Below are 23,075 nucleotides of genomic sequence, written 5' to 3' on the forward strand. Positions count from 1 at the left end.
CCCATGTTCAAATATCCGCCAGTCTTTCTTCTTGCCCTTATTCTCATAGGCTCTGCCGCCATTGCAGCCAATGCGGATCGCGCCACCGACGGGTTCGAAAAGAGGCGCACGGATCTTTCGCCGCAGGATATCAAGCGGGTCACGGCGGTGACTGCCCCCGCAACGGATTTTTCGCGCAGCGAGGTCTATGAGGGAATGCCGGGCGGCGCTTCGACATCGCGCGCTGCGGCCGATGATGACGCCTTTTCGCATCCTTCCGCCAATATCCCGTTCGAGGAGAGGCAGGATTTCAACCTCGGCAAGGCGCTGTTCAAAAAGCTCTGGGTCTCGGCCCCCTCCTCCACGCAGGCCTCCGATGGACTTGGACCGCTATTCAACGCCCGATCCTGCATGAGCTGTCACGTCAATGACGGTCGGGGCAGGCCAGCAGATGGCGTCGAACCTCAAAATTCCATGTTGATGCGCCTTGCCCGTCCGCCAGAAAGCTCCGAGGAACAGCGCAAGCTTGCGGCCCATGAGGTGCTAAACTTCCCCGATACGGTCTACGGTCACCAGCTGCAGGAGCTTGCGGTGCCGGGGTTGGCGACGGAGGGAAAAGTCTCCATCCATTATGTGGAAAAAGCTGTGATGCTGCCTGACGGCGAGAGCGTCTCGCTGCGCCAGCCCATCTATACCCTCCACGGCATGGCGTATGGACCACTTGGGCCGACAACGACGATCTCACCACGTATTGCGCCTCCGATGATCGGGCTCGGCCTTATCGAAGCGATCTCGGATGCGGATCTTCTGGCTCATGCCGACCCCGACGACCAGAACGGCGATGGCATAAGAGGCAAAGTCGCGTTGGTGAGGGATCATCGAACAGGCAAGCTGGCGATCGGCCGTTTCGGCTGGAAAGCGCAAAATGCTGACATCCGGGACCAGAGCGCCGACGCCTTTTCAGCCGATATCGGCATTTCAACGCCCGACAGGCCGGATCCTTATGGCGATTGCACCGTAGCGGAAAGCCGATGCCTGACTATGCCGACAGGCGTCCAAAAACGCCTGGGAGATGTAGAAGCGCCTGATCCGGTTCTCAAGCTGGTGACTTTCTACTCGGCGAACCTGGCTGTTCCGGCACGCAGCGGCACCAACCGGCCGGATATTCTGGCGGGAAAAAAGACCTTTTATGAAAGCGGCTGTGCCGCCTGCCATGTTCCGAAATACGTCACACGGCGGGACGCAGCCAACCCGGCCTCAGCGTTTCAGTTGATCTGGCCTTATTCCGATTTTCTGTTGCACGACATGGGCAGCGCTCTCGCCGATGGACAAGAAGTCGGCGTGGCGAGCGGTAGTGAATGGCGCACGCCGCCTCTATGGGGTATAGGACTGACGCAGACTGTTAACGGCCACAGATTTTTCCTCCATGACGGCCGTGCCCGAAATCTCACAGAAGCGATTTTATGGCATGGCGGAGAGGCGGAAAAAGCGCGGTCCGCTTTTGCTGCCCTGCCGAAAGACCAGCGGCAGGCGTTGATAACGTTCTTGGAGTCCTTGTGATGCGCCTTTGGTGCCCCCTGATCCTCAGCCTTGCCCTTGCCTCGCCGGCTCTTGCCCAAGAGGCACCAGCGCCGTCAGCGCCGCAGTTGAACGATCAGGCCGTCCAAAGCGTGATGCAGCGCGCGGTCGATGAGGTCATCCGACCCGGTTACCGCAATGCTCAGCAATCGGCAGCGCGCCTCACCACGGCCATGAAAGATCTCTGCAACGATGCCAGCCAGCCCTCGCTCGACAAGGCCAAATCGGCCTTCGACGATACAATCCGCTATTGGTCGATGGTCGAAATCGTCCAGACCGGACCAGTCATCGAGGATAATCTCTTCGAGCACATCCTGTTTTATCCGGATCGAAAGGGATTGGGCCTCAAACAGGTCCAGGCATTGATTGCCAAAGGTGATCCACAGGATGCCACCGTCGATGCAATTTCCAAGAAAAGCGTCGCGTTGCAGGGACTGACGGCTCTCGAATATGTCCTTTACGGCGATGGGTCTAATGCGCTCACGCAGCAGAAGAACGGCTTTCGCTGCCAGTATGGCGCTGCCGTGGCCGGCAACGTGCTGCGCGAGGCGGGAGAGGTCGTCGCCGCCTGGGAAAAGCCCGATGGCGTTCAGGCAAGCTGGAAACATCCAGGCCCCGGCAACAGCGAATTCATGGATGGCCAAGAAGCGCTGACCGCTCTTCTCGGCATTCTCGTCCACGGCGCTGAGACCCTGCGGGATCAGCGACTGGAACAGTTCTACAAGGGCAAGGATTCCGAGCCGCGTCCACACCTTGCCATCTACTGGCGATCGAAAAATACCTGGAAGTCGATGGCCGGCAATCTGCAGGGGCTCAGAACGCTTTGGCAGAAGACGGCGATGGGAGACCTGATGCCACCGGATCGAAAGGCTGTGTCCGCCAACATCGATGCCAATTTTAAAGCCCTGATCGATATGGTCTCCAAGCTCAATCCGGATATCGATGTGGCGACCAGTGAGGCTGAACGACCGAAACTTGATGCGGTTTTGCAGCGCTCGCGTGACCTGATCACGCAGATCAGCGACGATTACGGTAAGGCGATCGGGCTCTCCGCAGGCTTTTCCTTCTCCGACGGAGACTGATTGATGTGGAGGAGCAAGGCCGTAGACCGGCGCGACTTCGTCAAGGCTGCCGGCCTCGGCTTCCTGGCGACGCTTAGCCCGAGGGGTGCGGCGGCGCTGCAGCGCAGCGATGCGGTCTTCGCATCTGGCATCAAGCGCGCGAATGGCTCCTTTGCGGTCGCCACCGTCGGCGAACGCGGCGAAATCATAGATACGATCGGCCTTCCGGCGCGGGCCCATGGCATGGCACACAGTCTCGCCACGGGCAGGACCGTAGCCTTCGCCCGCCGGCCGGGCACCTTCGCAATGATATTCGATCATCAGCACCGGGCAGATCCGATCGTCATCACCTCTCCGTCCGGGCGTCATTTCTACGGCCACGGTGCGTTTTCGCCCGATGGCAAACTGCTTTACGCCAGCGAGAACGACTTTGACGGGCAACGTGGCGTCATCGGGCTTTACGATGGCACAAACCGGTTCGAGCGGATCGGAGAGTTCGAGACCTTCGGCGTAGGACCGCATGACATGACGGTCTCCGATGATGGAAAAATGCTCATCGTCGCCAATGGCGGCATCGAAACTCATCCGGATTTTGGGCGTACCAAGCTTAATCTTAACGCCATGCAACCGTCGCTGGCCCTTATCGATGCGGCAACGGGCGCGCTGATCGAAAAGCATGTTTTGCCGGAACGATGGTCTCAGCTTTCCACCCGCCATGTCGATATCGATGCGAGCGGACGGATCTGGTTTGCTTGTCAGTATGAGGGCCATCGTAACGATCTGCCGCCACTGATCGGCTCTTTTGGCAAAGGCGAAGATCTATCCTTCGTCGCATTGCCAGCCGAAACAACGCGGCGGCTTGCCAATTATGTGGGTGCAATCGCCGTCAATCGGCATCAGGGCCTTGTCGGTGTGACGTCTCCGAAAGGCGGTGCTTTTGTGATGATCGATGCAGCATCCGGCCATGTGATCAAAGAACAAGCTGTCGCAGAGGCTGCCGGCATTGCGCCCGCACGCCGCGACTTTGCAGTCTCCTCTTATCAAGGAGATTTTCTATCCGAACGAAGTGCTGTCGCTTGGGACCAGCATATCGTTCGCCTTGCCTCCGAGCAGACGGGTTAACAAGTGCTCTTCCGTTTCCCGGAGCAAGCACCCTTCCATCAGATGATAGCCATCCGACACTGTCCAACGTCGAAGCAAAAATTCACTTCGGCAGGACATGCTCAATGTGGGCGCTGGTGATCCTTGCGTTTTTCCCTGCTTTCGGCGATCGCCCGCGATTGATGGCGACGCAGCAGTTCCACCTGAACGGAGGCCTGAAAATCAAGCACTTCCTGTCGGACTGCCTCTTCCGGCATGCCTCTTTCACTCAGTTCGGCCGCGAGGCGGCGGCATTCCGTCTTCCAATAGGTGACCGCCGCTTCGCCGTTCAGCCTATCCAGTTCCGCCGCGCAGCGCTCGATATCGCCTGTCCGGCGCGCCACGGGAAATATGACGATTTCGCTTTTCTTCATCGCACCCAAACGCCTGTTACTCATCAACACCATCGAATCAGTCCTTGCTGCACGCCATGGTTAGGCGCAGTTGGTTAATGCTTTCCTCGCACGGCGCCTTTTGCGGCATGCGCAACGAGTTTCCGAACATTTTTGCGCTCGTGAGACCTTGCGGAAAGGTGTGCCGATGCTGCAAAAGCGCTGCACGGTTTCGCGAAGGGTATTGAGAAGAGACCATCTTGCTTTTTCCGGCGAGCATTCTTGTCCAAAATGGCGCGCCATGCCACTTTCGCGCCAACTGAAGGGGATAGGCATGAACGAGATAAACAGCGGCAATTTTCGTGAGAGGATCCACGAAAATTTTGCCAAGCAGGCAGCCTTGCATACGATCGGTGCCGAACTGACGCGCATCGAGCACGGCTCGACAGAAATCGAACTGCCTTTCGACGTAAAGCTTACCCAGCAGCACGGCATCTTGCATGCAGGCGTTATTTCCGCCGCGCTCGATTCGGCCTGCGGCTTTGCCGCCTATACGCTGATCGATCCGGATGCCTCCGTGCTGACCATCGAATTCAAGGTCAATCTGATGTCTCCCGGACGCGGAGACCGCTTCCTGTTTCGTGGAGACATCACAAAACCCGGTTCCAACATCATCGTTGCCGATGGTCGGGCCTATGCCATCGGAGACGGCCCGGCCAAGCTGATCGCCTCCATGACGAGCACGATGATGGTGGTTCGCGGACGAGAGGGCATCAGCGGATGACATTCGAACTAAAGTCGGTTGCCGGCAAATCCATCCTGTTCGTCATGGCGGCCGAGGCCGAATATGGGCCGTTCCAACGCTCACGCTTCGACCCGCTGTTCACGGGTGTCGGTCCGGTCGAGGCGGCGGTTTCGCTGACGCGCACACTGACGACGCTGGACAGTGCAGGAGACTTGCCGCAGCTTGTCGTCTCCCTTGGATCGGCCGGTTCTCCAAAGCTAGAACAGACGGAGGTCTATCAGGTCTCGTCAATCTCCTATCGCGACATGGATGCCTCGCCGATCGGTTTTGAAAAGGGAAAGACGCCTTTCCTTGACCTGCCTGCCGTGGTGGAGTTGCCGCTTCGCATTCCGGCAATGCCGACAGCAAGCCTGTCGACCGGCGCAAATATCGTCTCGGGCGATGCCTATTCCAGCATCGATGCCGATATGGTCGATATGGAAAGCTTCGCCGTTCTACGCGCCTGCCAGAGTTTCGATCTGCCGTTGATTGGGCTACGGGGCATTTCCGATGGGGCGAAAGAACTCCGTCAGATCAGCGATTGGACCGAATATCTGCATGTGATCGACCGTAAACTGGCTTACGCAGTCGACAGCCTTCTGACCGCGCTTGAGGACGGGGTTTTCTGGTTCTAGACAAAGCGGCGGTTCTGACGGGCGGTCATCGTTTCAGAACGCATTTTGCAGTGACAATCGGCACAATAAAATCCGGCTGCGCTTAGTTTCGGCAATTGCCAGAATGGGCGCTTTTCTTTAAAGGCTCGCCATGACCCAGACAGCGCACCCAGACAATGTTCTCATCATCGATTTCGGCAGCCAGGTAACGCAGCTGATCGCGCGCCGCGTGCGCGAAGCTGGTGTTTATTGCGAGATCGTCCCGTTCCAATCCGCGGAAGAAGGTTTTCACCGGATCAAGCCGAAAGCGGTCATCCTTTCAGGCAGCCCCGCTTCCACCGTTGACGAGGGCTCGCCGCGTGCACCGCAGATCGTTTTCGATAGCGGCATTCCGGTCTTTGGCATCTGTTATGGCCAGCAGACCATGTGTATGCAGCTCGGCGGACGAGTCGAAAGCGGCCATCATCGTGAATTCGGCCGTGCCTTTCTCGATGTCGAGAAGGAGTGCCCACTCTTCGAAGGGCTCTGGTCGAAGGGCTCGCGCCATCAGGTCTGGATGAGCCATGGCGATCGCGTCACGTCCCTTCCGGAAGGTTTTGAGGTCGTCGCAACATCGCCAAACGCGCCTTTTGCTTTTATCGCCGATGAAAAGCGCCGCTACTATGCTGTCCAATTCCATCCAGAAGTCGTTCACACGCCAGACGGCGCACGGCTGATCGCCAATTTCGTGCACAAGATCGCCGGCATCGAAGGCGACTGGACGATGTCTGCCTATCGGCAAAAGGCCGTCGAGGATATCCGCAAGCAAGTCGGCGACAAGCGCGTCATCTGTGCGCTGTCCGGCGGTGTCGATTCCTCCGTGGCTGCGCTGCTGATTCATGAAGCCGTCGGCGACCAGCTGACCTGCATTTTGGTCGATCACGGCCTGATGCGCAAAGACGAAGCCGCAAATGTCGTTGCGATGTTCCGCGAGCACTACAATCTGCATCTGCTGCACGTCGATGCATCCGACAAGTTCATCGGCGAACTCGAAGGCGTCAGCGATCCCGAAACCAAGCGCAAGATCATCGGCCGCCTCTTCATCGAGACCTTCGAAGAAGAAGCCAAGAAGCTGGGCGGTGCCGATTTCCTCGGCCAAGGCACGCTCTATCCCGATGTCATCGAAAGCGTCTCCTTCAGCGGCGGCCCATCCGTTACGATCAAGTCGCACCACAATGTCGGCGGCCTGCCGGACCGCATGAACATGAAGCTGATCGAGCCATTGCGCGAACTCTTCAAGGATGAAGTGCGCGTCCTTGGGCGAGAACTCGGCCTGCCGGACAGCTTCATCGGCCGCCATCCCTTCCCCGGCCCCGGTCTTGCTATCCGCTGCCCAGGTGGCATTACCCGCGAAAAGCTTGAGATTTTGCGGGAGGCTGATGCGATCTATCTTGACGAGATTCGCAAGGCAGGTCTTTACGACGCCATCTGGCAGGCGTTTGCGGTCTTGCTGCCCGTGCAGACGGTCGGCGTCATGGGCGATGGCCGCACTTACGAGTTTGTCTGCGCCCTGCGTGCCGTGACCTCGGTCGACGGCATGACAGCGGATTTCTATCACTACGACATGGAATTTCTCGGTCGCGCAGCAACCCGAATCATCAACGAAGTGCGCGGCATCAACCGGGTGGTCTACGACGTCACAAGCAAGCCGCCCGGCACCATTGAGTGGGAGTAAAGAGGCTCGTGCTGCATAGACAGCACGGCTGCGGCTGTGGAACACGAGCCGCAACCTGTATCGGTGTTTTTATGCTGCCTCACTCCCCTGGCGAAGCATCAACGCTTGATCTGTGAGAGTTGACGGTCAAAGTCGTCAGCATCGAAGTAATCGCGCCAGACCGTGATTGCGCCCCTTTCGACGGTAATCGTTCCCATCACGGGAAGGGTGATGGTGGCACCGCTCTCGTGTTTGAAAACGTCTACCCGTTCGTTCAGCACGACATCGCCGCTCGCGGCAATGGCTGTTACTTTCCAGTCGACGGTAAAAACGGTGCCAAGACCAAAGTCAGCATGAAATTTGCGGACATTTTCACGCCCGATGATATCCGGCAGAGGTACATTATCGTAAAGCACGTCCTGCGACAGCATGGCGATGGCTTCATCGATGCGGTTAGCGTTCCAATGGGCAAAGAATGTGGTGGCGACGTCGATGGGTTCGGGATGCATGATCGTTTCCTGTTGCTGCGCGCTCATTGAGCGCCTGGCGTGAGAGGTTCACGCTTCGATGAAGGCGAGGAGGTCCGCATTCAACTGGTCGGCATTGATTGTCAGCATCCCATGCGGGAAGCCGGGATAGGTCTTCAACGTGCCATTCTTCAGCAGTTTGATGCTTTTGAGTGCGGCATCCTGGTAAGGCACGATTTGATCGTCCTCGCCGTGCAGGACGAGCGTCGGTACGCTGATGGCTCGAAGATCCTCGGTTTGGTCAGTTTCGGAAAATGCTTTGATCCCCTCATAGTGGGCCTTGGCGCTCCCCATCATTCCTTGCCGCCACCAGTTTTGAACCACACCCGGCAGTACGGTCGCGCCCTCGCGGTTGAAGCCGTAAAACGGCCCCGCCGGAACGTCTTGGAAGAATTGGGCGCGATTTGATGCGGTGCCGGCGCGAAGCCCATCGAAGACCTCGATCGGCAGCCCTTCGGGATTGGTCTGCGTCTTCAGCATCAGCGGCGTCACCGCTGAAACCAGCACCGCCTTGGAGACGCGACCTGCCGGCTCTCCGTGACGGGCGACATAGCGGGCAACTTCGCCGCCGCCGGTCGAATGACCGATATGCACCGCGTGGTTGAGATCCAGCGCTTGCACGACGGCGAAAGCGTCCGCAGCGTAATGATCCATATCATGCGCGTCGGAGACCTGAGCCGAGCGGCCATGCCCACGACGATCATGGGCGACGACGCGATAACCTTTCGAGAGAAAGAACAGCAGTTGGGCATCCCAGTCGTCGGCCGACAGTGGCCAGCCATGGTGGAACATGATGGGCTGAGCATCTTTCGGTCCCCAGTCCTTGTAAAAGATGTCGACGCTGTCAGTCGTGGTGACGAAGGGCATGATGACGTTCCTTTCAGCTGATATCGAATGACAATAAAGCGTGGAGGCGGCGATACCTCAATGGCTAGTCGAATTTGCCGAGATTGAGCGCGGGCAACGGGCCGCCGGGAAATTCAATAAGCGGTGCACCAACTGCCAGCGTTCCGAGATCGATACCGAAAAAGCCGAGGCGTCCGATCAGGGCAGCGAGCTCTGCCTTTGCTGCCGCATCGTCGCCGGCGTAAAAGAGGACGCGCTTGCCGCCCTCCCGCGCAGGATCGCTGCTAAGAAGCGTCGCAGAGAGATGGTTGAACGCTTTGATCAACCTTGCCCCCGGTACCATACCGGCAACGATCTGCGATGATGTCCTCCCACCAAGATCAAAGGGCTTGAAGAGCGGCGCTTCGATCGGGTTGTTCGTGTCGATCACGATCCGACCCTCGAAGTCCGGCAGGCCCGAAAGGGCAACAGGCAGTTTCGACCAGTTCACAGCCACGAAAACAATGTCTTTGGCGGCCGCCTCCTCGCGGGTGCCTGCCTTGATGGTTGGTCCTATTGCGGCGACCAGCTCTCGAAGGCTTTCAGGCCCGCGGCTATTAGATAGCGTCGCTGCAATACCGTTGCGGGCAAGTGCCTCGGCTATGGCGCGGCCGATGTTACCCGCGCCGATAATGCCGATGCTGGACTGCCGGTCGATGGGTTGTGGCGTGTTTTCTGTCGTCATGACATGCCTGCCTTTCTCTTGCACCTGAGATTATTGATGTAACTGTTCGCGTGGTCGCCAGGGACGTTAGTTGGCTTCGGGTGAAGTTGCGCATTGCGCAGCAGATCAGGCAGACTGTCCGCCATCGACATTGAGCGTGGCACCCGTGATGTAACCAGCATCCGGACCGACGAGAAAGGCGACCGCCGCCGCGATATCGTCCGGCTGGCCATAGCGGCCGAGCGCGGCAAGGCCTTTTAACGTCTCTGCAAAAGGACCATCCTGCGGGTTCATATCTGTGTTGATTGCACCCGGCTGGATTACATTTACGGTGATGCCGCGCGATCCAAGGTCGCGCGCCCAGCCGCGGGTATACGCAGCGACTGCCGCCTTGGTTGCGACGTAGTCGGCAGCACCAGCGAAGGGAATGTGGACAGCACCCGTCGTTCCGATCGAGACGATGCGCCCGCCGTCGCTCATCAGGGTCACCGCTGCGCGTACGGCAGCGACTACGCCTTTCACGTTGATATCGATCTGGCGGTCAAAGGCGGCCAGATCGGCGCCGCTATCTCCCACCATGCCGGTCACGAAAACTCCGGCAGAGTTAACAAGGATATCGAGCCGACCAAACTCGGCATGTGCCTTGGTTACAAGATCTGCCACTTCCGCGGCGAGGGCCTGATCCGCTTTGATGGCAACCGCGCGCGCCCCAACGGCCTCGATTTCACGAACCAGAATTTCTGCCTGTCGATTGGACGAAGAGTAGCTGAAGACGATATCGGCGCCTTCCCGCGCAAGCCTCCGAACGATGGCAGCGCCAATGCCGCGCGAACCGCCGGTTACAAGAGCAACCTTGCCGGCGAGAGGTTGGATCGTAAGAGACATCGTATTCACTCCTCGTTGTCATGAAGCAAAGATGTCAAATTCCTTTCGCCAGTTTTAGTGTCGAATAGCTTGTTTCATTTTCAATGAATGCTTTAAAAGGCGGTATGGAAACACTTGCCAATCTTGAATCTTTTATACGCAGCGCAGAGCATGGCAGCTTTTCCGCAGCAGCAAGACGGTTGTCGTTGACACCGGCCGCGGTCAGCCGGAACGTTGCCATGCTTGAACGGAACCTCGGTGTGCGGCTTTTCCAGCGTTCGACGCGCCGATTGGCGCTGACGGAGGAAGGCGAGGCCTTTCGCCTGGCAATCGCCGACAATCTTGAAGGCATTCAGGCGGCGATTGCCGGGATCGAGAAGAAAGATGGCGAGCCTGCCGGTACCCTCAGAGTGAGTATGCCTCCGACAGTCGGAATGATGTATATCCTTCCGCTTTTGCCGAGTTTCCGATCCCGATATCCGCGCGTCAGGCCGGAATGGCACTTCGAGACGCGTCAAGTAGATCTGATCGCCGAGGGGTACGACGTTGCGATCGGGGGCGGCTTCGAGCGGGCCGCCGGCATCATATCACGCGCTCTTGCGCCGGCGCATATCATCGCAGTTGCATCACCCTCATACTTGAAAGGACGCAAGGCTCCGCTCGATCCCGGCGGCCTTCGCGATCTGGATGGCATTGTCATGCGTTCGATCGATGTTGGGCGCATACGGCAATGGACGATGAGAGATGTCAGCGGACGTGAGATGGCGGCAAAAGTAACGCCGACACTCGTCGTCAACGATCCTGTCGCGATGCGAGAAGCGGCGCTGCTTGGCCTCGGTGTCACCTTGACCGCAAGTGCCGATGTCCTGCCAGCATTGGAAACGGGCGCATTGGTCCGCCTCGTTCCCAACTGGTACGCCGACGCCGGAGCAATTTCCATCTACTATGCTTCCCGCACGCTTCTTCCGGCGAAAACGCGCGTATTTGTCGATTGGGTTGCCGAAGCATTCAAGACACAACGTCTGGCAGAACGCTTTGCCGGCAGTCTCCGGTAATTCTGAGCCAAGGTCCAGCTCGAGCATTGCCCGCAATCTCCATCAGTGGAAGGCAATGCCCTGCTCTGCACCAGATACTCGCTTCAAAAGCGTGCATACTGTCGATCGGCAGCCTTATGGCGTTGGTCGCACGGTCGTCAGTTTGAATGGACCAGGGTTGGCTGCCGCATGGATGACTGCTTCGTTTGCCTTTTCGAGAGGGAACTCCGTCAATGCGTAGTGACTAAGATCAAGGAGGCCGCTTCTGATGAGCCCGACCATGCCCGTGACAGCCTCCGGCCGATACATCCATTGTCCGAGGATCGAGATGTTATTTCGCATGATCCAAGGATAAGGCAGTGCAAGGTCTTCCCCGCCAAGCATCCCGACGCCCCCCATTAACACTGCGCGCCCGTAGGGTCGCACTGCCATGATTGCGGTTCGGGCGACCGACGCCGGAACGGAGGGAGGTAGAAAATCAAGAACTGCATCGATCGGGGCGGGAGACGCCTGCATGAGTGCACTCCCGTCGGCAACCGGATCGCCCGTCAGGTGAACGGGGATAACTCTCTCGCCAAAACGCCGCGTCAGATCGCTCAAAATGTGTGTGTTTCGGCCGGGCGCAATGACAGCTCGAGCCCCCATCGCCAGTGCTGTGAGTATGGTGGCGCTGCCGAAATTGCCTGTAGCGCCGCTGACAAGCAGCGTCTCGCCGGCCTTGAAATCCATTGCGAGCAACCCGCCGTAAGCAATCAGGAGCGTGTTGATGGCGCACCAGTGACCTGCATTCGTTGGTTCGAGGTTACCGATGGGAATGGCATTTTCGGTGGGCACACGAAATCGCTCCGCAAAGGGTCCATCCCTGAAATATTGCTGAAGCTTTTTGCCCCCGTCTCCGCGGGCGCTCCAGCCCTGAAGGGTAATGTCCGGCATTAAAGCATTGTCCCGTGATCGCACTGTCGGGTCACAGAAAACCCAATCGCCGATCTTCAATCGCGTCGCATCGGGACCGACTTCGCGCACGCGCCCGATGGCTCCGCAGCCTGGCACGACGGGTGTCGGAAGAAGATATTGACGCGCGCCGCTGAATACCTCGTTCGCGTAGGATAGGACGGGGGCGGCGACGACATCGACGATGACCTCACCCGTGCCTAGCTTTGGATCAGCGATGTCCTCGATCACAAGCGGTGATCCGAAATCTCTCAAGATGGCTGCTTTCATCATACGTCTCCTCGTTGCTTTCGGTAGGAGACTACGAGGCGCGACATTGTTTAACAGAGCTGGTATTATACTAGTATTGTGCAGTACCAGAGGAGGCCCGAATGGGAAGTAACCAAGCACTTGCTGACTTTCTGCGTTCGCGTCGGGCGCGGCTTCGCCCTGACGGAAGCGCGCTTGCGGCACACCGCCGTCGGCGCACGCCAGGCCTGCGGCGCGAGGATGTAGCCCAACGTGCCGGCATCAGCGTGGAATGGTATGTGAAATTAGAACAGGGGCGTGCCGTTTCGCCATCGGACGACACTATTGAAGCACTGGTCCGCGCGCTTGAACTGGATGCCTTCGAGCGGGCACATCTCCGCTCTTTGGTCGGCAAGGCGAAAGGCCCGCCATTCGAGCGAGAGAACGCACCACCATTGCTCCAGCATCTCGTCGAGGGGCTCCCCTATCCGGCCTATGTGACCGGTCAGCGCTGGGATCTCCTTGCCTGGAATAAGGCGGCAATCGAGCTGTTTGGCGACTTCGGACGTATGCCGATTGAGGATCGGAATATCTTTTACTTCGTGCTCACTGATCCGAGGGCGCGACGCTTATTTGGTGCCGGCTGGCAGAAAGAGGTCAAACGTATCGTGTCGCTCTTTCATGCGGCGCAAGACCACTGGGCAAGCGACACAGCGTTCACGGATCTGGTTGAGCGCGTTCGTGTGAAATGTCCTGAGTTTGATGGCTGGTGGCAAGCGCATGACATTGGCGCGCCAGGGTCCGGCAACAAATTGCTAAATCACCCTCGCCGCGGCGCCGTGAATTTCGAATATGCAACCTTCCAGGCCAACGACGATCCGAGGCTAAAGCTGGCTATTTATCTTGAGCGCTGAGGGCCTTCTTTTGCCTGGGGTGAAGCTCTGGGCTGTCACCAGTGTTTGAGGCCCATTGGCAAAGCAACGATCTTGTAGAACGCATCACGGGTTGCACTGCGGGCACTGACCAGGATCTGCATAGTCTCGCCCATCGGGCCGCGGTCGCTTTTCCAGATATGAGCAGGCCACACATTGAAAGATGTGGTGACGAACAAGAAGACTTGGCGCGCCGCAGTCTTCGCAGGGTAGGCCAACCTCGACATCCGTCTGACCAAAGCCAGGCATCCGACAAGCTGGACAGGCTTGCAAAAGCCGGTCTGCGAGGCGTGCTGCGAGCCGCTGCAGAGTCGACATGCGCGTCGGGTTCATGTGTGCACGCATGTCCGTCTGCACCAGCGCACGCCCGTCTCGCGATCGAGCCGCACAACGGACCATAGCCTCACTGACCTCTTCTCTATCGCGCAACCCCTTGTAGATCGCACGGGACGGGGTCGGGGGGTCGGCCGATTTGACGATCAGCGCGTGGTGTGGAAAATCAACCCTTTCCAGGAAAGAAGCGAGCTCATCATCCGTTGACGCGAAGACATTGCCAAAGACGGGGGCATCCTCGATCAACGTCTCGCTAACGACGATGTTGTTGAGATTGTCGACCAACACCATGATTTCCACCCCGCCGGGGATGAAGGGGAAATGAGGGTGCGGCCCGTAGCTTCCCTCGCTCGCCAGTCCGATCTGCAAGCCAGTTGCATCCATACCGAGCCTTGCCTTTCGAATTGCCGCTTCTCGGATCGTCCCGGCGCGCGGAATCTCGCCGGTGAAGGTGCCGAACGTATCGGTATCGATACCAGGCGCGATACTGACGATTAGCCCAAGTTTTTCGAGCATGACCGGTGCAATGACGCTTTCCTTTCCATGCATCGTGGCAAGGACAGCGTGGCGTCCGGCATAGACGCTTGTCGGATCATGCGCTGAGGTGGCGTTCTCTTCAGATGCTTCCACGGCTTTCATGAGGGCTCCCGGATCTTCGATGCCTTTGCCATGCATCTGCCGGCTCCTCATAGGTGCCGGCAGGTTGATGGAGGATGTGGCGCTAGATCTTCACGCGGACAACTCTGCCCCCTTCTTATGTGCGATGATGTCCCGCGTAACCTTCTCCCATTCAAGATTACCCGCGTAACGCCAGGACATGCGGCCTTCATCGTCCAACGCGAAGAGATGCATCCAGCGATTATCGAACAGTGCACGAACCCCGGGGTGCCGCTGCAACACATTCGTAATCGCTTCGCGCGGTGCTTCGATAAGAACCGAAAGCCGCAACGGCTCATGGATAAGACGTTCGCCGTCATGAACCGACTGCCAAGGCAGACCGCCGCGCAACACGCCCCCATTGCCCTCGACGACGCCAAAGCCGCCGGTGACATTGTGAAGAAGCTTATTGCCGCCACCAAAGACATCCGGCGCAACGGTCGAGCCATAATATTGCAGGCTGATCCAGCTCGCGACCACGACGGGCGCGGTCAAGATCAGTTCCAAGACGCCAAACCCCTCGTCACGCTGCCAGTCATAGTCATGCAGGAAAGCCCGACCCTTGAGATCGCTTCCCCGTGTCCGAAGACGAGGTGCGGCGATGAAGGCCTGACAACCGGCAAGCGCCCATTCCGGCCGAAGCTGCGCCCAGTCACGGGCCCGTTGGACAACGTCAGACGCCCTTTTGGCGCTCGGCAGGCGCAGCGCCCTTTCGCTCCGCGCCAAAGCTCCCGCCTCCTTCAGCCACTGCCTAGCCCGATCGAGATCGGACGCATGCGCCGCCGCAGAATAATCGCCTTCATAGATCGTGACTTCGTCTGTGGTGGTGTCGTGCAAGGCACCCAAGAACAAGGTGTCGGCGGGGATCTGAATGCCACGCGCTGCAAGGCCAGAACGCACCTCCGGGTCGTTCAAGAGAGAAGCGACGAGCCGCGCATTCGTTTCGCCGGAATAGCCTCCGCAGGCGCCGCAATGCAAGGCGCTCGCGTGTGGATTGTTGACGACATTTGCGCCATGGCCGGCCAAGAGGACCAAAGGTGCAAAGCCTTCTGTCAACGACATGGCCTTGAGCACATTCGTGGCCATTGCAATCCGAGCATCTCGATCGATTGCGTTGCTGAAGCGCGGCGGCGGATCGTTCGGCGCAGAATGACCCGCCAAGCCAAGACCGTCGCGCAAAAGCTTGACGACATAGACCGGGCCGGTTGCCTCGACGAAGGCAAAGGATGAGATGGCGGCAAGCTTGAACCGGCCCCAGGCACGTTTTGCGCGCGCTTTGATCCGCGCGGTGTGATCAGCCCGCTCGATCTCTGGCGCCGCCTCCCCCGTGCAGGTGAAAAGACCCGGCTTCAGCAATACGGGAAGCCGCGCTTCCACGACATCGGAGGCAAAGCGCCGATGGGCAATGCCCATGCCGAAGAAACCGGCGAAACCAAGTGTGCTGATGGCGGGATCGAGGCTTTCCAGCGCCCGACGAAAGACCTCCGAACGGACGTCGATGCAAAAGGCGACCTGCAGGGCAGGACGGTTCGGAGCCCGAGGATGGGCGGTGGTCGCCAAAACCATATCGATCTGGCGCTGCGCCGCCCGCTCGACGGCTTCTTGGAAGATCGCGTCGATGACATCGTCGGAGGACGCGGCAACCGGCTTGGCATAGGCGACAATCGCCTCCTGCCATTCGGCCCGCATCAAGGAGCCATATTCACGAAAGAGAGCTGTCTCGAACGCTAGATGGATCGCCAGAAGATCGGTCAGGGCGGTATCGGTCTTTCCCTCAAGCTCAGCCTGCCACAGCCGATATCGAGCAACCTGCGCCCAGCCGCCGAGGCTCGTCAGCAAGCGATGAAAATAGGTTTCCAGCGCTGCCTCACCAAGACTGAGGTTCTCGACGTGTTCGGCAATGGCCGTTTCGGCGGACTGGGGCAATGTCGATATCGCTTGTCCAAAACCGGACAGACCGGCGATCTCGGGTGTCAGATCATGCGTCGCGAAGGCCCGCCAGGCGGTATAGGCGTCACTTGTTATCGGGTACGCCCACAGCGCCTGCCCCTGATCGAAATAGCCGGCTGCCCAATGACCGATACGGTCGTTGACGAGCCCAGGCCAATCGATGGCCGTCACTTTGCCGGCAAGATCGGCAATGGTAGGTAAGGCCTGAGGCCTCGGCCGATCTCTTTCAATCGCCTGCTTCAAGGCAACGAGGCTTTGTGGCCGAAGCGCCTCTGGTGCTGCCTGCAAGGCGGCATCGAGATCCTTATCAGCGATTGCGCCGGCTGCGAGCCGTTCGCGATACCATGAGCGCGGCATGGTGATACCGGCACCGGCAACACGCTGCAGCCGCGCCGCGGTGACGGCCAAGGGCTCGCCCGTCTGCCCAAGGAAGGGATTGACTGCAACGCTGGAAGAAAGCGGCCACAGCGGCGGAATGGCCCTTACTGCGCTTTCAGTCGCCTTTGCGATCGCATCGGCCGACGGAAGTCCTGATCTTGTCTCGGTATTCAACATGGAACTTGTCCCTTTGTGATCGTGTCAAGAAGACTTGCGGACGGACCAGCCGCCGAGCATGCGATCGATGATCGCGTTGACGTAAAGGCCATTGGAAAGATGCACTCGCAGGCCGGCAGCGGCAGGATGCGAGGACCAGACGGGAAGCAGCGCCTGCGCAATTGCAACCAGCCCAAAGCTCAAGACGGCAAGAGCCATAAGCGTCCACTCAAGCCGGCCAGGCGCCGGCGGTGGCAGCAATATGCCTGTGGTCAGCCACTCGGCTACGGTTTGTAGGGCGAAGTATCCGATCGCCGCCATGCACGAATAGAGTGCCGTCTTCCGCGTCAAAGGCCATGGCGCACTGTCGGCAAAACCCTGCGCCAACAAGTAGGCGACGCCGAAGATAAGGATCGTACCAAGAGCCAGTGCCTGTGGCGATTTGTGCTCGAAGCCGAAGAAAAATCCAAAGGCGCCGCCAATGGCTGCGTAAATGCCAAGGGCAATCAGAAAGGCACGCGTGACTGCCGCCCCGCTCGGAACCGCAACGGGACCCGGGCGGCGGATCGCGGCAACCTGTTCGACGGCACCGCCGGATGAGAGGAAGGCATGCGCCTTATAAAGCGAATGCGCCACGATATGCAGCAGAGCGAGAGGAAAAAGGGCAAGGCCGCATTGCAGCATCATGAAGCCCATCTGCGCGACGGTCGACCAGGCAAGCGATGTCTTGACCGCTGGCTGCGTGAGCATCACCAGAGCCCCGAAGAGCGCCGTAAAACCACCCAGCATGGCAAGAACCGCCAGAACGCCCGGTGCCAGAAGCATGACGTCGGCAAAGCGGATCAGCAGAAATCCACCTGCATTGACGACACCAGCATGCAGCAAGGCTGATACAGGCGTTGGCGCCTCCATCATCTCCGTCAGCCAGCCATGCGTTGGAAACTGCGCAGACTTCAAAAGGGCAGCGAGCGCAAAAAAGCCTGCTGCAGCCACGGCGATCCAAGATGCTTCATGGCCTCTTGCAAAGGCATTGATCGAGGCGATGTCGCCGGTTCCAGACCACAATCCGACCAGCGCCGCAGCGAGGATCAAGGCCGCTGTTCCGATCGTCGAGAACAATTTCTTCTTGCGGGCGGCGCGCTGCGCTTCAGGCCGATCCGGGTAAAACAGCAGGAGGCGATGCAGCGCGCTGCTCGTGGCGATCCAGGCGATAATAACCTGCAGCAGGTTGCCGGCCAGCACCAGAAGGAAGACGGCGGCCAGCGCTACGCAAAGCCACCCCATGAAGGGTCCTTGGCGAGCCTCGCCATCAAGGTAGGTTCCGGCATAACGGACGACGATCCACCCGACGAACGTCACCAGAAGAAAGAGTGCAACGCTCACGGCATCAAGCCTGACGGACAGGCCAAGGCCGCTCCAGCCAATCAAGGCACTTGTAGCAGCGCCGCCTGAAACGAGAGTAACGAGCGCCGCGATCGCGAGCAGCATTGCGGCAAAAGATGCCGCCTGCGCCAGCGTGACCACCAGCGGTGGCCTTCGGCTGGACTGCGACAAGCCGTAGAGAGCTGCAAGCAGCAGCAGGAGAGGCGCAATCAGCGGAAACAGATACAGCAATGTGAAAATCCTTCAAACAATAGCGATTGAATGCCAGGGTGAATAGCAAACCTGGAACACATAAAAAAATTCATTGTTTATTCGAAACCGTTCGATAATATCGAACGTATGACATCGCTCAACTACAACCATCTGCGTTATTTCTGGGCGGTCGCCCATGACGGCAACCTGACGCGCACCGCCGAGCGGCTGAATCTCACCCAGTCGGCGCTGTCGGTACAGATCCGCAAGCTGGAAGAACGGCTCGGTCATTCGCTGTTCGATCGGCAGGGGCGGCAACTGCACCTGACCGAAGCGGGGCGCATTGCGCTCGACTATGCGGACGCCATTTTCTCCACCGGTGACGAGTTGCTGGGAACACTGCGTCAAGCCGGGGCAACCCGGCAGGCGCTTCGGGTTGGTTCTCTTGCAACGCTGTCGCGCAACTTTCAGATGGAGTTTCTGCGCCCGCTGCTCGGGCGCACCGATATCGACCTCATCCTTAGGTCCGGTGGCAGCGCCGAATTGCTACGCGCCCTCCAAGCACTGAATCTCGATGTCGTCCTTCTCAACCATGCGCCAGCCAGCGACGCCTTGACGCCTCTTGTCATGCACCGCCTGGCGGAACGATCTGTCAGCCTTATCGGAACGCCTGAGCGTGTTGGCGAAGCCGGCAGCCTTGCTGAGCGCCTGCAAAATCATCCCGTTATTCTGCCTACCGTCGACAGCAGTGTTCGTACCGGCTTCGATGCACTTGCCGACAGGCTTGGCGTGCGACCCAAAATCGTCGCGGAGGTGGAAGATATGGCGATGATGCGTCTACTGGCACGCGAAGATATCGGGCTTGCCGTCATGCCGCCAATCGTCGTCAAGGACGAACTTGCGAGCGGCGTGCTGGTCGAGGCTGATCCTCTGCCCGGCATCGCCGAAACATTCTATGCTGTCACTATGACCCGCCGTTTCCCCAATCCTCTTGTGCGCCTTCTTCTGCAGCCGGCGAACAGCCTCAGCAATCTCTAGAATTCGCCCTGCCGGATCGGCAGCCGCGAGGTTGACAAGAAATAGCGCATGCTGAACTCTGCTTACATGAGCGCAGTGCCGGATTGGGAATCAGAAAAATCATTGATCAGCCGCAAGAATGCGGCCCAAGCTGTCTTCGAGGATCTGCGCTCGGCGATCGCTGCGGGCAAAATTCCGGTTGGCGCGCGCCTACCCGCCGAAAATCGGCTTGCTCTGAAATATGGAGTGAGCAGACCGGTCATCCGCGAGGCACTTCGCTCACTACAGACATTGGGGATGACGCAAACTCGTACGGGAAGCGGCACGGTGGTCAAAACCGCATCGCCTGCCGCCGATCTCAGCTATAGCGGCTATTCCGCCAGAGATCTCATCGAGGCGCGCCCGTTCATCGAAATCCCCGCCGCAGGATGGGCGGCCATCCGCCGTACTCCAGAGCAGGCTGCACGGCTTATCGATCTCTGTGACAGGATGGATCGCGAGGAAGATCAGCATCGCTGGGTCAAGCTGGACTCGGAATTCCACATGCTGCTCGCCGAAGCCTCCGGCAACAGCGTCTTCGTGACGATCGTGGCAGAGGTCCGTGACGCCGTCATGCAGCAGTCAGAGCTCGTCAACATGATGGCACGCCGGCGCATCGCTTCCAACCGCGAGCATCGCAAGATTGCGACAGCCGTTGAGGCAGGCTTTCAGGAGAACGCCTCGCGCGCCATGGAACTGCATCTGGTTCGCGTCAAACAGGCGGTGACCGAAATCATTGGCGTTCCAGAAACGGAGGCCTGACCGCCCGCCGGCAACTCACCTCATAAGATGCAGCGCGATAGCCTTACGGTTTTGATCACCTCGTCCTGCCGGGTCTGCGTTTTCTGAAACTTCACGCTGATGCGGATCAAACATGCTTCTACCTTGTGAGCGTATCGCGGCGACAAAGACATGCTTGCGCGATCTGACAAGCTGCCTGACAGGTTCTCAGCGTGGCTGAATTATTGTAACCTTCTGCTTTGCATCGATTTTTTCCAATTCCTCGCGCAAGCACATGTCTAGGAATAGAATGCATTGGCTGCAAAGTCTTCCGGGCTTGACCTTGATCAAAATCGCCACAGCTTGACGAGAGTACCTTCCGGATTCTAACACCAACCTGTAAGACAGCATGACAGATTTTCAACCGAAGCAAGCGGGCGCGAAGTCGTGACGGGAGCGCGGCCGACCCAAAGCTTCACGCGGAGGAGTCGTTTGGTGGAAAACAACAACCGCTTGCAGGCAGAGCGTGATTTCGAACTCACGGAAAATCACGGCTATCAGAAAGCGCTGAAGCCTCGTCAAATTCAGATGATCGCAATTGGCGGGGCCATCGGAACGGGTCTCTTCCTTGGCGCAGGTGGGCGTCTTGCCACGGCCGGCCCAGCGCTCATCTTTGTCTATGCGATCTGCGGGTTCTTTGCCTTTCTCGTTCTGAGAGCGCTTGGCGAGCTGATCATGCACCGCCCGACGTCAGGCTCCTTCGTTTCCTATGCGCGCGAGTTCTACGGCGAGAAGATGGCCTTTGCGGTTGGCTGGATGTACTGGCTGAACTGGGCAATGACCGCCGTTGCCGACGTGACGGCCGTCGCGCTCTACATGAATTTCTTCAAGCAATACGTGCCTCTGATCGCTGGCATAGACCAATGGGTTTTTGCCCTCGTGGCGCTGATCGTCGTTCTGGCGATGAATATGCTGTCCGTCAAAGTCTTTGGCGAACTCGAATTCTGGTTCAGCCTGATCAAAGTTCTCGCTCTCGTGACCTTTCTTCTCGTCGGCATCTATTTTGTTGCTTTTGGCACGCCCCTCGAAGGTCATGTCGTCGGTTTTAGTCTTATCAGGGATAATGGCGGCCTCTTTCCCAATGGTTTATTGCCGGCTTTCGTGATCATCCAAGGGGTCGTTTTTGCCTATGCGTCGATTGAACTGATCGGCACCACCGCCGGCGAAACGGAAGACCCACGAAAAATCATGCCGATCGCAATCAGAACGGTCGTCTTCCGCCTGCTGATCTTCTATGTCGGCTCGGTCATTCTGCTCTCTCTGCTCTTGCCTTATAGCGCTTATAAGGCTGGCGAGAGCCCCTTCGTGACCTTCTTCGGCTCGATCGGCGTCGAGGGCGCGGACATCGTCATGAACCTCGTGGTGCTGACCGCCGTTCTTTCATCGCTGAATGCCGGACTTTATTCGACGGGCCGTATCCTGCACGCCATGGCCGTATCAGGCTCGGCGCCTGCCGCGCTCGCCAAGATGAACAAATCCGGCGTGCCCTATCGAGGCATTGCGGTGACGGCGGCCGTGACGGCTATGGGTGTTGGTCTTAACGCGGTTCTGCCTTCCATGGCGTTTGAGATCGCGCTGAACCTTTCGGCGCTCGGGATCATCAGCGCCTGGGGCGTCATCGTCTTGTGCCAGCTCAAGCTGTGGCAAAAGGCGCGCCGCGGAGAGATGAGCCGCCCTGAGTTTCGCATGTTCGGCGCCCCCTATACCGGCATCATAACGCTCGCCTTCCTGTTTGGCGTACTGGTTCTGATGGGTCTCGATTATCCGATCGGCACCTGGACCATTGCCTCACTCGTCATCATCATTCCAGCGCTTGTCATTGGATGGTTCCTGGCTCGCAAACGCATTCGCATGCTGGCGTCGCAGCATGGTCAGCCAGCCGCAAACCGGAGCCGGACGTGAAGCAAGAGGCTCAAAAGCCCCTGGTGGCCGTCATCGCCACCGGCGGCACGATTGCCAGCGAGCGCGGCAGGAACGGCGCAAGCCAGCCGAAACTCGACGGCGAAAGTCTGCTTGGCGGCATTGAGAGCGAGGCCGTCAATCTCAAGGCAATCGAATTGATGGCAAAGGATTCGGCAAGCCTCACCGCTGCCGATATGCAGGAGATCAGCCACTGCGTCGGCAGCCTCCTCAACGATCCCGCCATCGATGGCATCGTTGTGCTGCATGGCACCGACGCCATGGAAGAAACTGCCCTTCTGGTCGAACTTCAGCACGAATGCCGCAAGCCCGTCATTTTCACCGGTGCGCAGTTCACTGCCGATCATCCCGAAGCCGACGGTCCCGGCAATCTCGAGGCAGCCATCGAACTTGCCGCTGATTACAGTCAGGCGGCGAGGGGTGTTCTCATCGTATTCGGCGGCAAAGTGCTGCCAAGCCTGGAGCCTTTACAAGCATTCTGCCGATAAGCCGGACGCTTTTCGTCAGGCAGCTTCCAGTGAAAACCCACGCTGGACATGCGATGGCGATATTGCACATGTGAGAGTCGACATTGTCGCGCTCTATCCTGGCTGCGATGGAAATCTGATCGATGCCTGCCTGAACACTGGGGCGGATGGCCTTGTGCTTTCTGCGCTCGGTTCAGGCAATGCGACACCGTTGGTGGTCGAAGCCGTCTCCCGCTGCACGGAGCGACAGGTACCCGTTGTCGTCTCCAGCCGTGTCCCGGAAGGAAGGCTCGTGGCAAGCTATGGCGGCGGCGGCGGCGGACACGACCTCGAAAAGGTTGGTGCGCTCCATTCCGCAGTCCTGAGACCCGGACAGGCGCGCATTCTTTTGATGTGCCTGATTGCCGGGAAGGCTTCGCGGGCCGACATCAAGGCCGCCTTCGGCAGAGTGGATGAATAAGAAGGCGAACCCTCGCCTTCCTCGTCGTCAAAGCCGAAGCATTGCTGTTTCGGCTCGTTGTGTCTTAAGCGGCTCTA

Annotated in this window: 21 protein-coding genes and 1 pseudogene; 12 read left to right on the top strand and 10 right to left on the bottom strand. The window is 58.7% G+C overall.

The window, feature by feature from the left end:
* The first annotated feature begins 3 nt into the window (after nucleotides 1-3).
* Genes VQ830_RS10630 through VQ830_RS10640 form a run of 3 tightly spaced genes read left to right on the top strand, consistent with a single transcriptional unit; the run spans nucleotide 4 to nucleotide 3,740 of the window.
* Nucleotides 4-1,539, top strand: a complete 1,536-nt coding sequence (locus VQ830_RS10630; protein WP_337268073.1) for a di-heme oxidoreductase family protein — start codon at nucleotides 4-6, stop codon at nucleotides 1,537-1,539.
* Entirely contained in the window at nucleotides 1,539-2,639 is a 1,101-nt protein-coding gene (locus VQ830_RS10635; protein WP_337268074.1) for an imelysin family protein, read from the top strand. The genes VQ830_RS10630 and VQ830_RS10635 overlap by 1 nt, the downstream gene beginning before the upstream one ends.
* A gap of 3 nt (nucleotides 2,640-2,642) precedes the next feature.
* Nucleotides 2,643-3,740, top strand: coding sequence for a DUF1513 domain-containing protein (locus VQ830_RS10640; RefSeq protein WP_337268075.1), 1,098 nt, complete (start codon nucleotides 2,643-2,645; stop codon nucleotides 3,738-3,740).
* A gap of 101 nt (nucleotides 3,741-3,841) precedes the next feature.
* Here VQ830_RS10640 and VQ830_RS10645 read toward each other — a convergent pair whose 3' ends face one another.
* Nucleotides 3,842-4,156, bottom strand: a complete 315-nt coding sequence (locus VQ830_RS10645) for a DUF6074 family protein (RefSeq protein WP_337268076.1) — start codon at nucleotides 4,154-4,156, stop codon at nucleotides 3,842-3,844.
* A 268-nt stretch (nucleotides 4,157-4,424) separates the two neighbouring features.
* Here VQ830_RS10645 and VQ830_RS10650 point away from each other — a divergent pair, with 268 nt between their 5' ends.
* The 3 genes from VQ830_RS10650 to guaA all read left to right on the top strand — a co-directional run bounded on the left by VQ830_RS10650 (nucleotide 4,425) and on the right by guaA (nucleotide 7,202).
* Complete coding sequence (locus VQ830_RS10650) at nucleotides 4,425-4,874, top strand: PaaI family thioesterase (protein WP_337268077.1); 450 nt, start codon at nucleotides 4,425-4,427, stop codon at nucleotides 4,872-4,874.
* The gene (locus tag VQ830_RS10655) at nucleotides 4,871-5,509 is read left to right on the top strand and encodes a 5'-methylthioadenosine/S-adenosylhomocysteine nucleosidase (protein WP_337268078.1); all 639 of its coding nucleotides are present in this window, start codon (nucleotides 4,871-4,873) and stop codon (nucleotides 5,507-5,509) included. The genes VQ830_RS10650 and VQ830_RS10655 overlap by 4 nt, the downstream gene beginning before the upstream one ends.
* A 130-nt stretch (nucleotides 5,510-5,639) precedes the next feature.
* On the top strand, nucleotides 5,640-7,202 hold the full coding sequence (gene guaA / locus VQ830_RS10660) for a glutamine-hydrolyzing GMP synthase (RefSeq protein WP_337268079.1): 1,563 nt from the start codon (nucleotides 5,640-5,642) through the stop codon (nucleotides 7,200-7,202).
* A 98-nt stretch (nucleotides 7,203-7,300) separates the two neighbouring features.
* Here the strand turns inward: guaA and VQ830_RS10665 are convergent, their stop codons facing one another.
* The 5 genes from VQ830_RS10665 to VQ830_RS10685 form a co-directional block, all read right to left on the bottom strand.
* The gene (locus VQ830_RS10665) at nucleotides 7,301-7,690 is read right to left on the bottom strand and encodes a limonene-1,2-epoxide hydrolase family protein (protein ID WP_337268080.1); all 390 of its coding nucleotides are present in this window, start codon (nucleotides 7,688-7,690) and stop codon (nucleotides 7,301-7,303) included.
* A 48-nt stretch (nucleotides 7,691-7,738) separates the two neighbouring features.
* Nucleotides 7,739-8,575: an alpha/beta fold hydrolase gene (locus VQ830_RS10670; RefSeq protein WP_337268081.1), complete on the bottom strand. Its 837-nt coding sequence runs from the start codon at nucleotides 8,573-8,575 to the stop codon at nucleotides 7,739-7,741.
* 64 nt (nucleotides 8,576-8,639) lie between these two features.
* A complete protein-coding gene (locus VQ830_RS10675) occupies nucleotides 8,640-9,278 on the bottom strand; it encodes an NADPH-dependent F420 reductase (RefSeq protein WP_337268082.1) in 639 nt (212 codons plus the stop codon).
* A gap of 105 nt (nucleotides 9,279-9,383) precedes the next feature.
* Entirely contained in the window at nucleotides 9,384-10,142 is a 759-nt protein-coding gene (locus tag VQ830_RS10680; protein ID WP_337268083.1) for an SDR family oxidoreductase, read from the bottom strand.
* 34 nt (nucleotides 10,143-10,176) lie between these two features.
* Nucleotides 10,177-10,362, bottom strand: coding sequence for a hypothetical protein (locus tag VQ830_RS10685; RefSeq protein WP_337268182.1), 186 nt, complete (start codon nucleotides 10,360-10,362; stop codon nucleotides 10,177-10,179).
* Here VQ830_RS10685 and VQ830_RS10690 point away from each other — a divergent pair.
* Nucleotides 10,277-11,176, top strand: a complete 900-nt coding sequence (locus VQ830_RS10690) for a LysR family transcriptional regulator (protein WP_337268170.1) — start codon at nucleotides 10,277-10,279, stop codon at nucleotides 11,174-11,176. The two genes, VQ830_RS10685 and VQ830_RS10690, sit on opposite strands and share 86 nt — an antisense overlap.
* Nucleotides 11,177-11,290: 114 nt before the next feature.
* Here VQ830_RS10690 and VQ830_RS10695 read toward each other — a convergent pair whose 3' ends face one another.
* A complete protein-coding gene (locus tag VQ830_RS10695; protein WP_337268084.1) occupies nucleotides 11,291-12,376 on the bottom strand; it encodes an alcohol dehydrogenase catalytic domain-containing protein in 1,086 nt (361 codons plus the stop codon).
* Nucleotides 12,377-12,477: 101 nt separating this feature from the next.
* On the opposite strand from VQ830_RS10695, the gene VQ830_RS10700 reads away from it, so the two are divergent.
* A complete protein-coding gene (locus VQ830_RS10700; RefSeq protein ID WP_337268085.1) occupies nucleotides 12,478-13,248 on the top strand; it encodes a helix-turn-helix transcriptional regulator in 771 nt (256 codons plus the stop codon).
* Between the two features lie 84 nt (nucleotides 13,249-13,332).
* Here VQ830_RS10700 and VQ830_RS10705 read toward each other — a convergent pair whose 3' ends face one another.
* From VQ830_RS10705 to VQ830_RS10715, 3 genes are read right to left on the bottom strand one after another with little or no spacing between them, the layout of a single operon-like run.
* A complete protein-coding gene (locus tag VQ830_RS10705; protein ID WP_337268086.1) occupies nucleotides 13,333-14,274 on the bottom strand; it encodes a DUF6671 family protein in 942 nt (313 codons plus the stop codon).
* 54 nt (nucleotides 14,275-14,328) lie between these two features.
* Complete coding sequence (locus VQ830_RS10710) at nucleotides 14,329-16,761, bottom strand: YbcC family protein (protein WP_337268087.1); 2,433 nt, start codon at nucleotides 16,759-16,761, stop codon at nucleotides 14,329-14,331.
* 24 nt (nucleotides 16,762-16,785) lie between these two features.
* Nucleotides 16,786-18,354, bottom strand: coding sequence for a proton-conducting transporter transmembrane domain-containing protein (locus tag VQ830_RS10715; RefSeq protein ID WP_337268088.1), 1,569 nt, complete (start codon nucleotides 18,352-18,354; stop codon nucleotides 16,786-16,788).
* A gap of 108 nt (nucleotides 18,355-18,462) precedes the next feature.
* Here VQ830_RS10715 and VQ830_RS10720 point away from each other — a divergent pair, with 108 nt between their 5' ends.
* The 4 genes and pseudogenes from VQ830_RS10720 (at nucleotide 18,463) to VQ830_RS10735 (ending at nucleotide 22,998) form a co-directional block, all read left to right on the top strand.
* Nucleotides 18,463-19,353 (top strand): LysR family transcriptional regulator, encoded by an 891-nt coding sequence (locus VQ830_RS10720; RefSeq protein WP_337268089.1) that lies wholly within the window; start codon nucleotides 18,463-18,465, stop codon nucleotides 19,351-19,353.
* A gap of 66 nt (nucleotides 19,354-19,419) precedes the next feature.
* Entirely contained in the window at nucleotides 19,420-20,133 is a 714-nt protein-coding gene (locus VQ830_RS10725) for a FadR/GntR family transcriptional regulator (RefSeq protein ID WP_337268171.1), read from the top strand.
* Nucleotides 20,134-20,586: 453 nt separating this feature from the next.
* A complete protein-coding gene (locus VQ830_RS10730) occupies nucleotides 20,587-22,053 on the top strand; it encodes an amino acid permease (protein WP_337268090.1) in 1,467 nt (488 codons plus the stop codon).
* Nucleotides 22,050-22,998: pseudogene (locus VQ830_RS10735) on the top strand (asparaginase). Before VQ830_RS10730 ends, VQ830_RS10735 begins: the two are co-directional and overlap by 4 nt.
* Nucleotides 22,999-23,075: the final 77 nt, after the last annotated feature.

Origin of the sequence: Oryzifoliimicrobium ureilyticum (assembly GCF_037199735.1) — a bacterium.
Classification (GTDB): Bacteria; Pseudomonadota; Alphaproteobacteria; order Rhizobiales; family Rhizobiaceae; genus Rhizobium; species Rhizobium ureilyticus.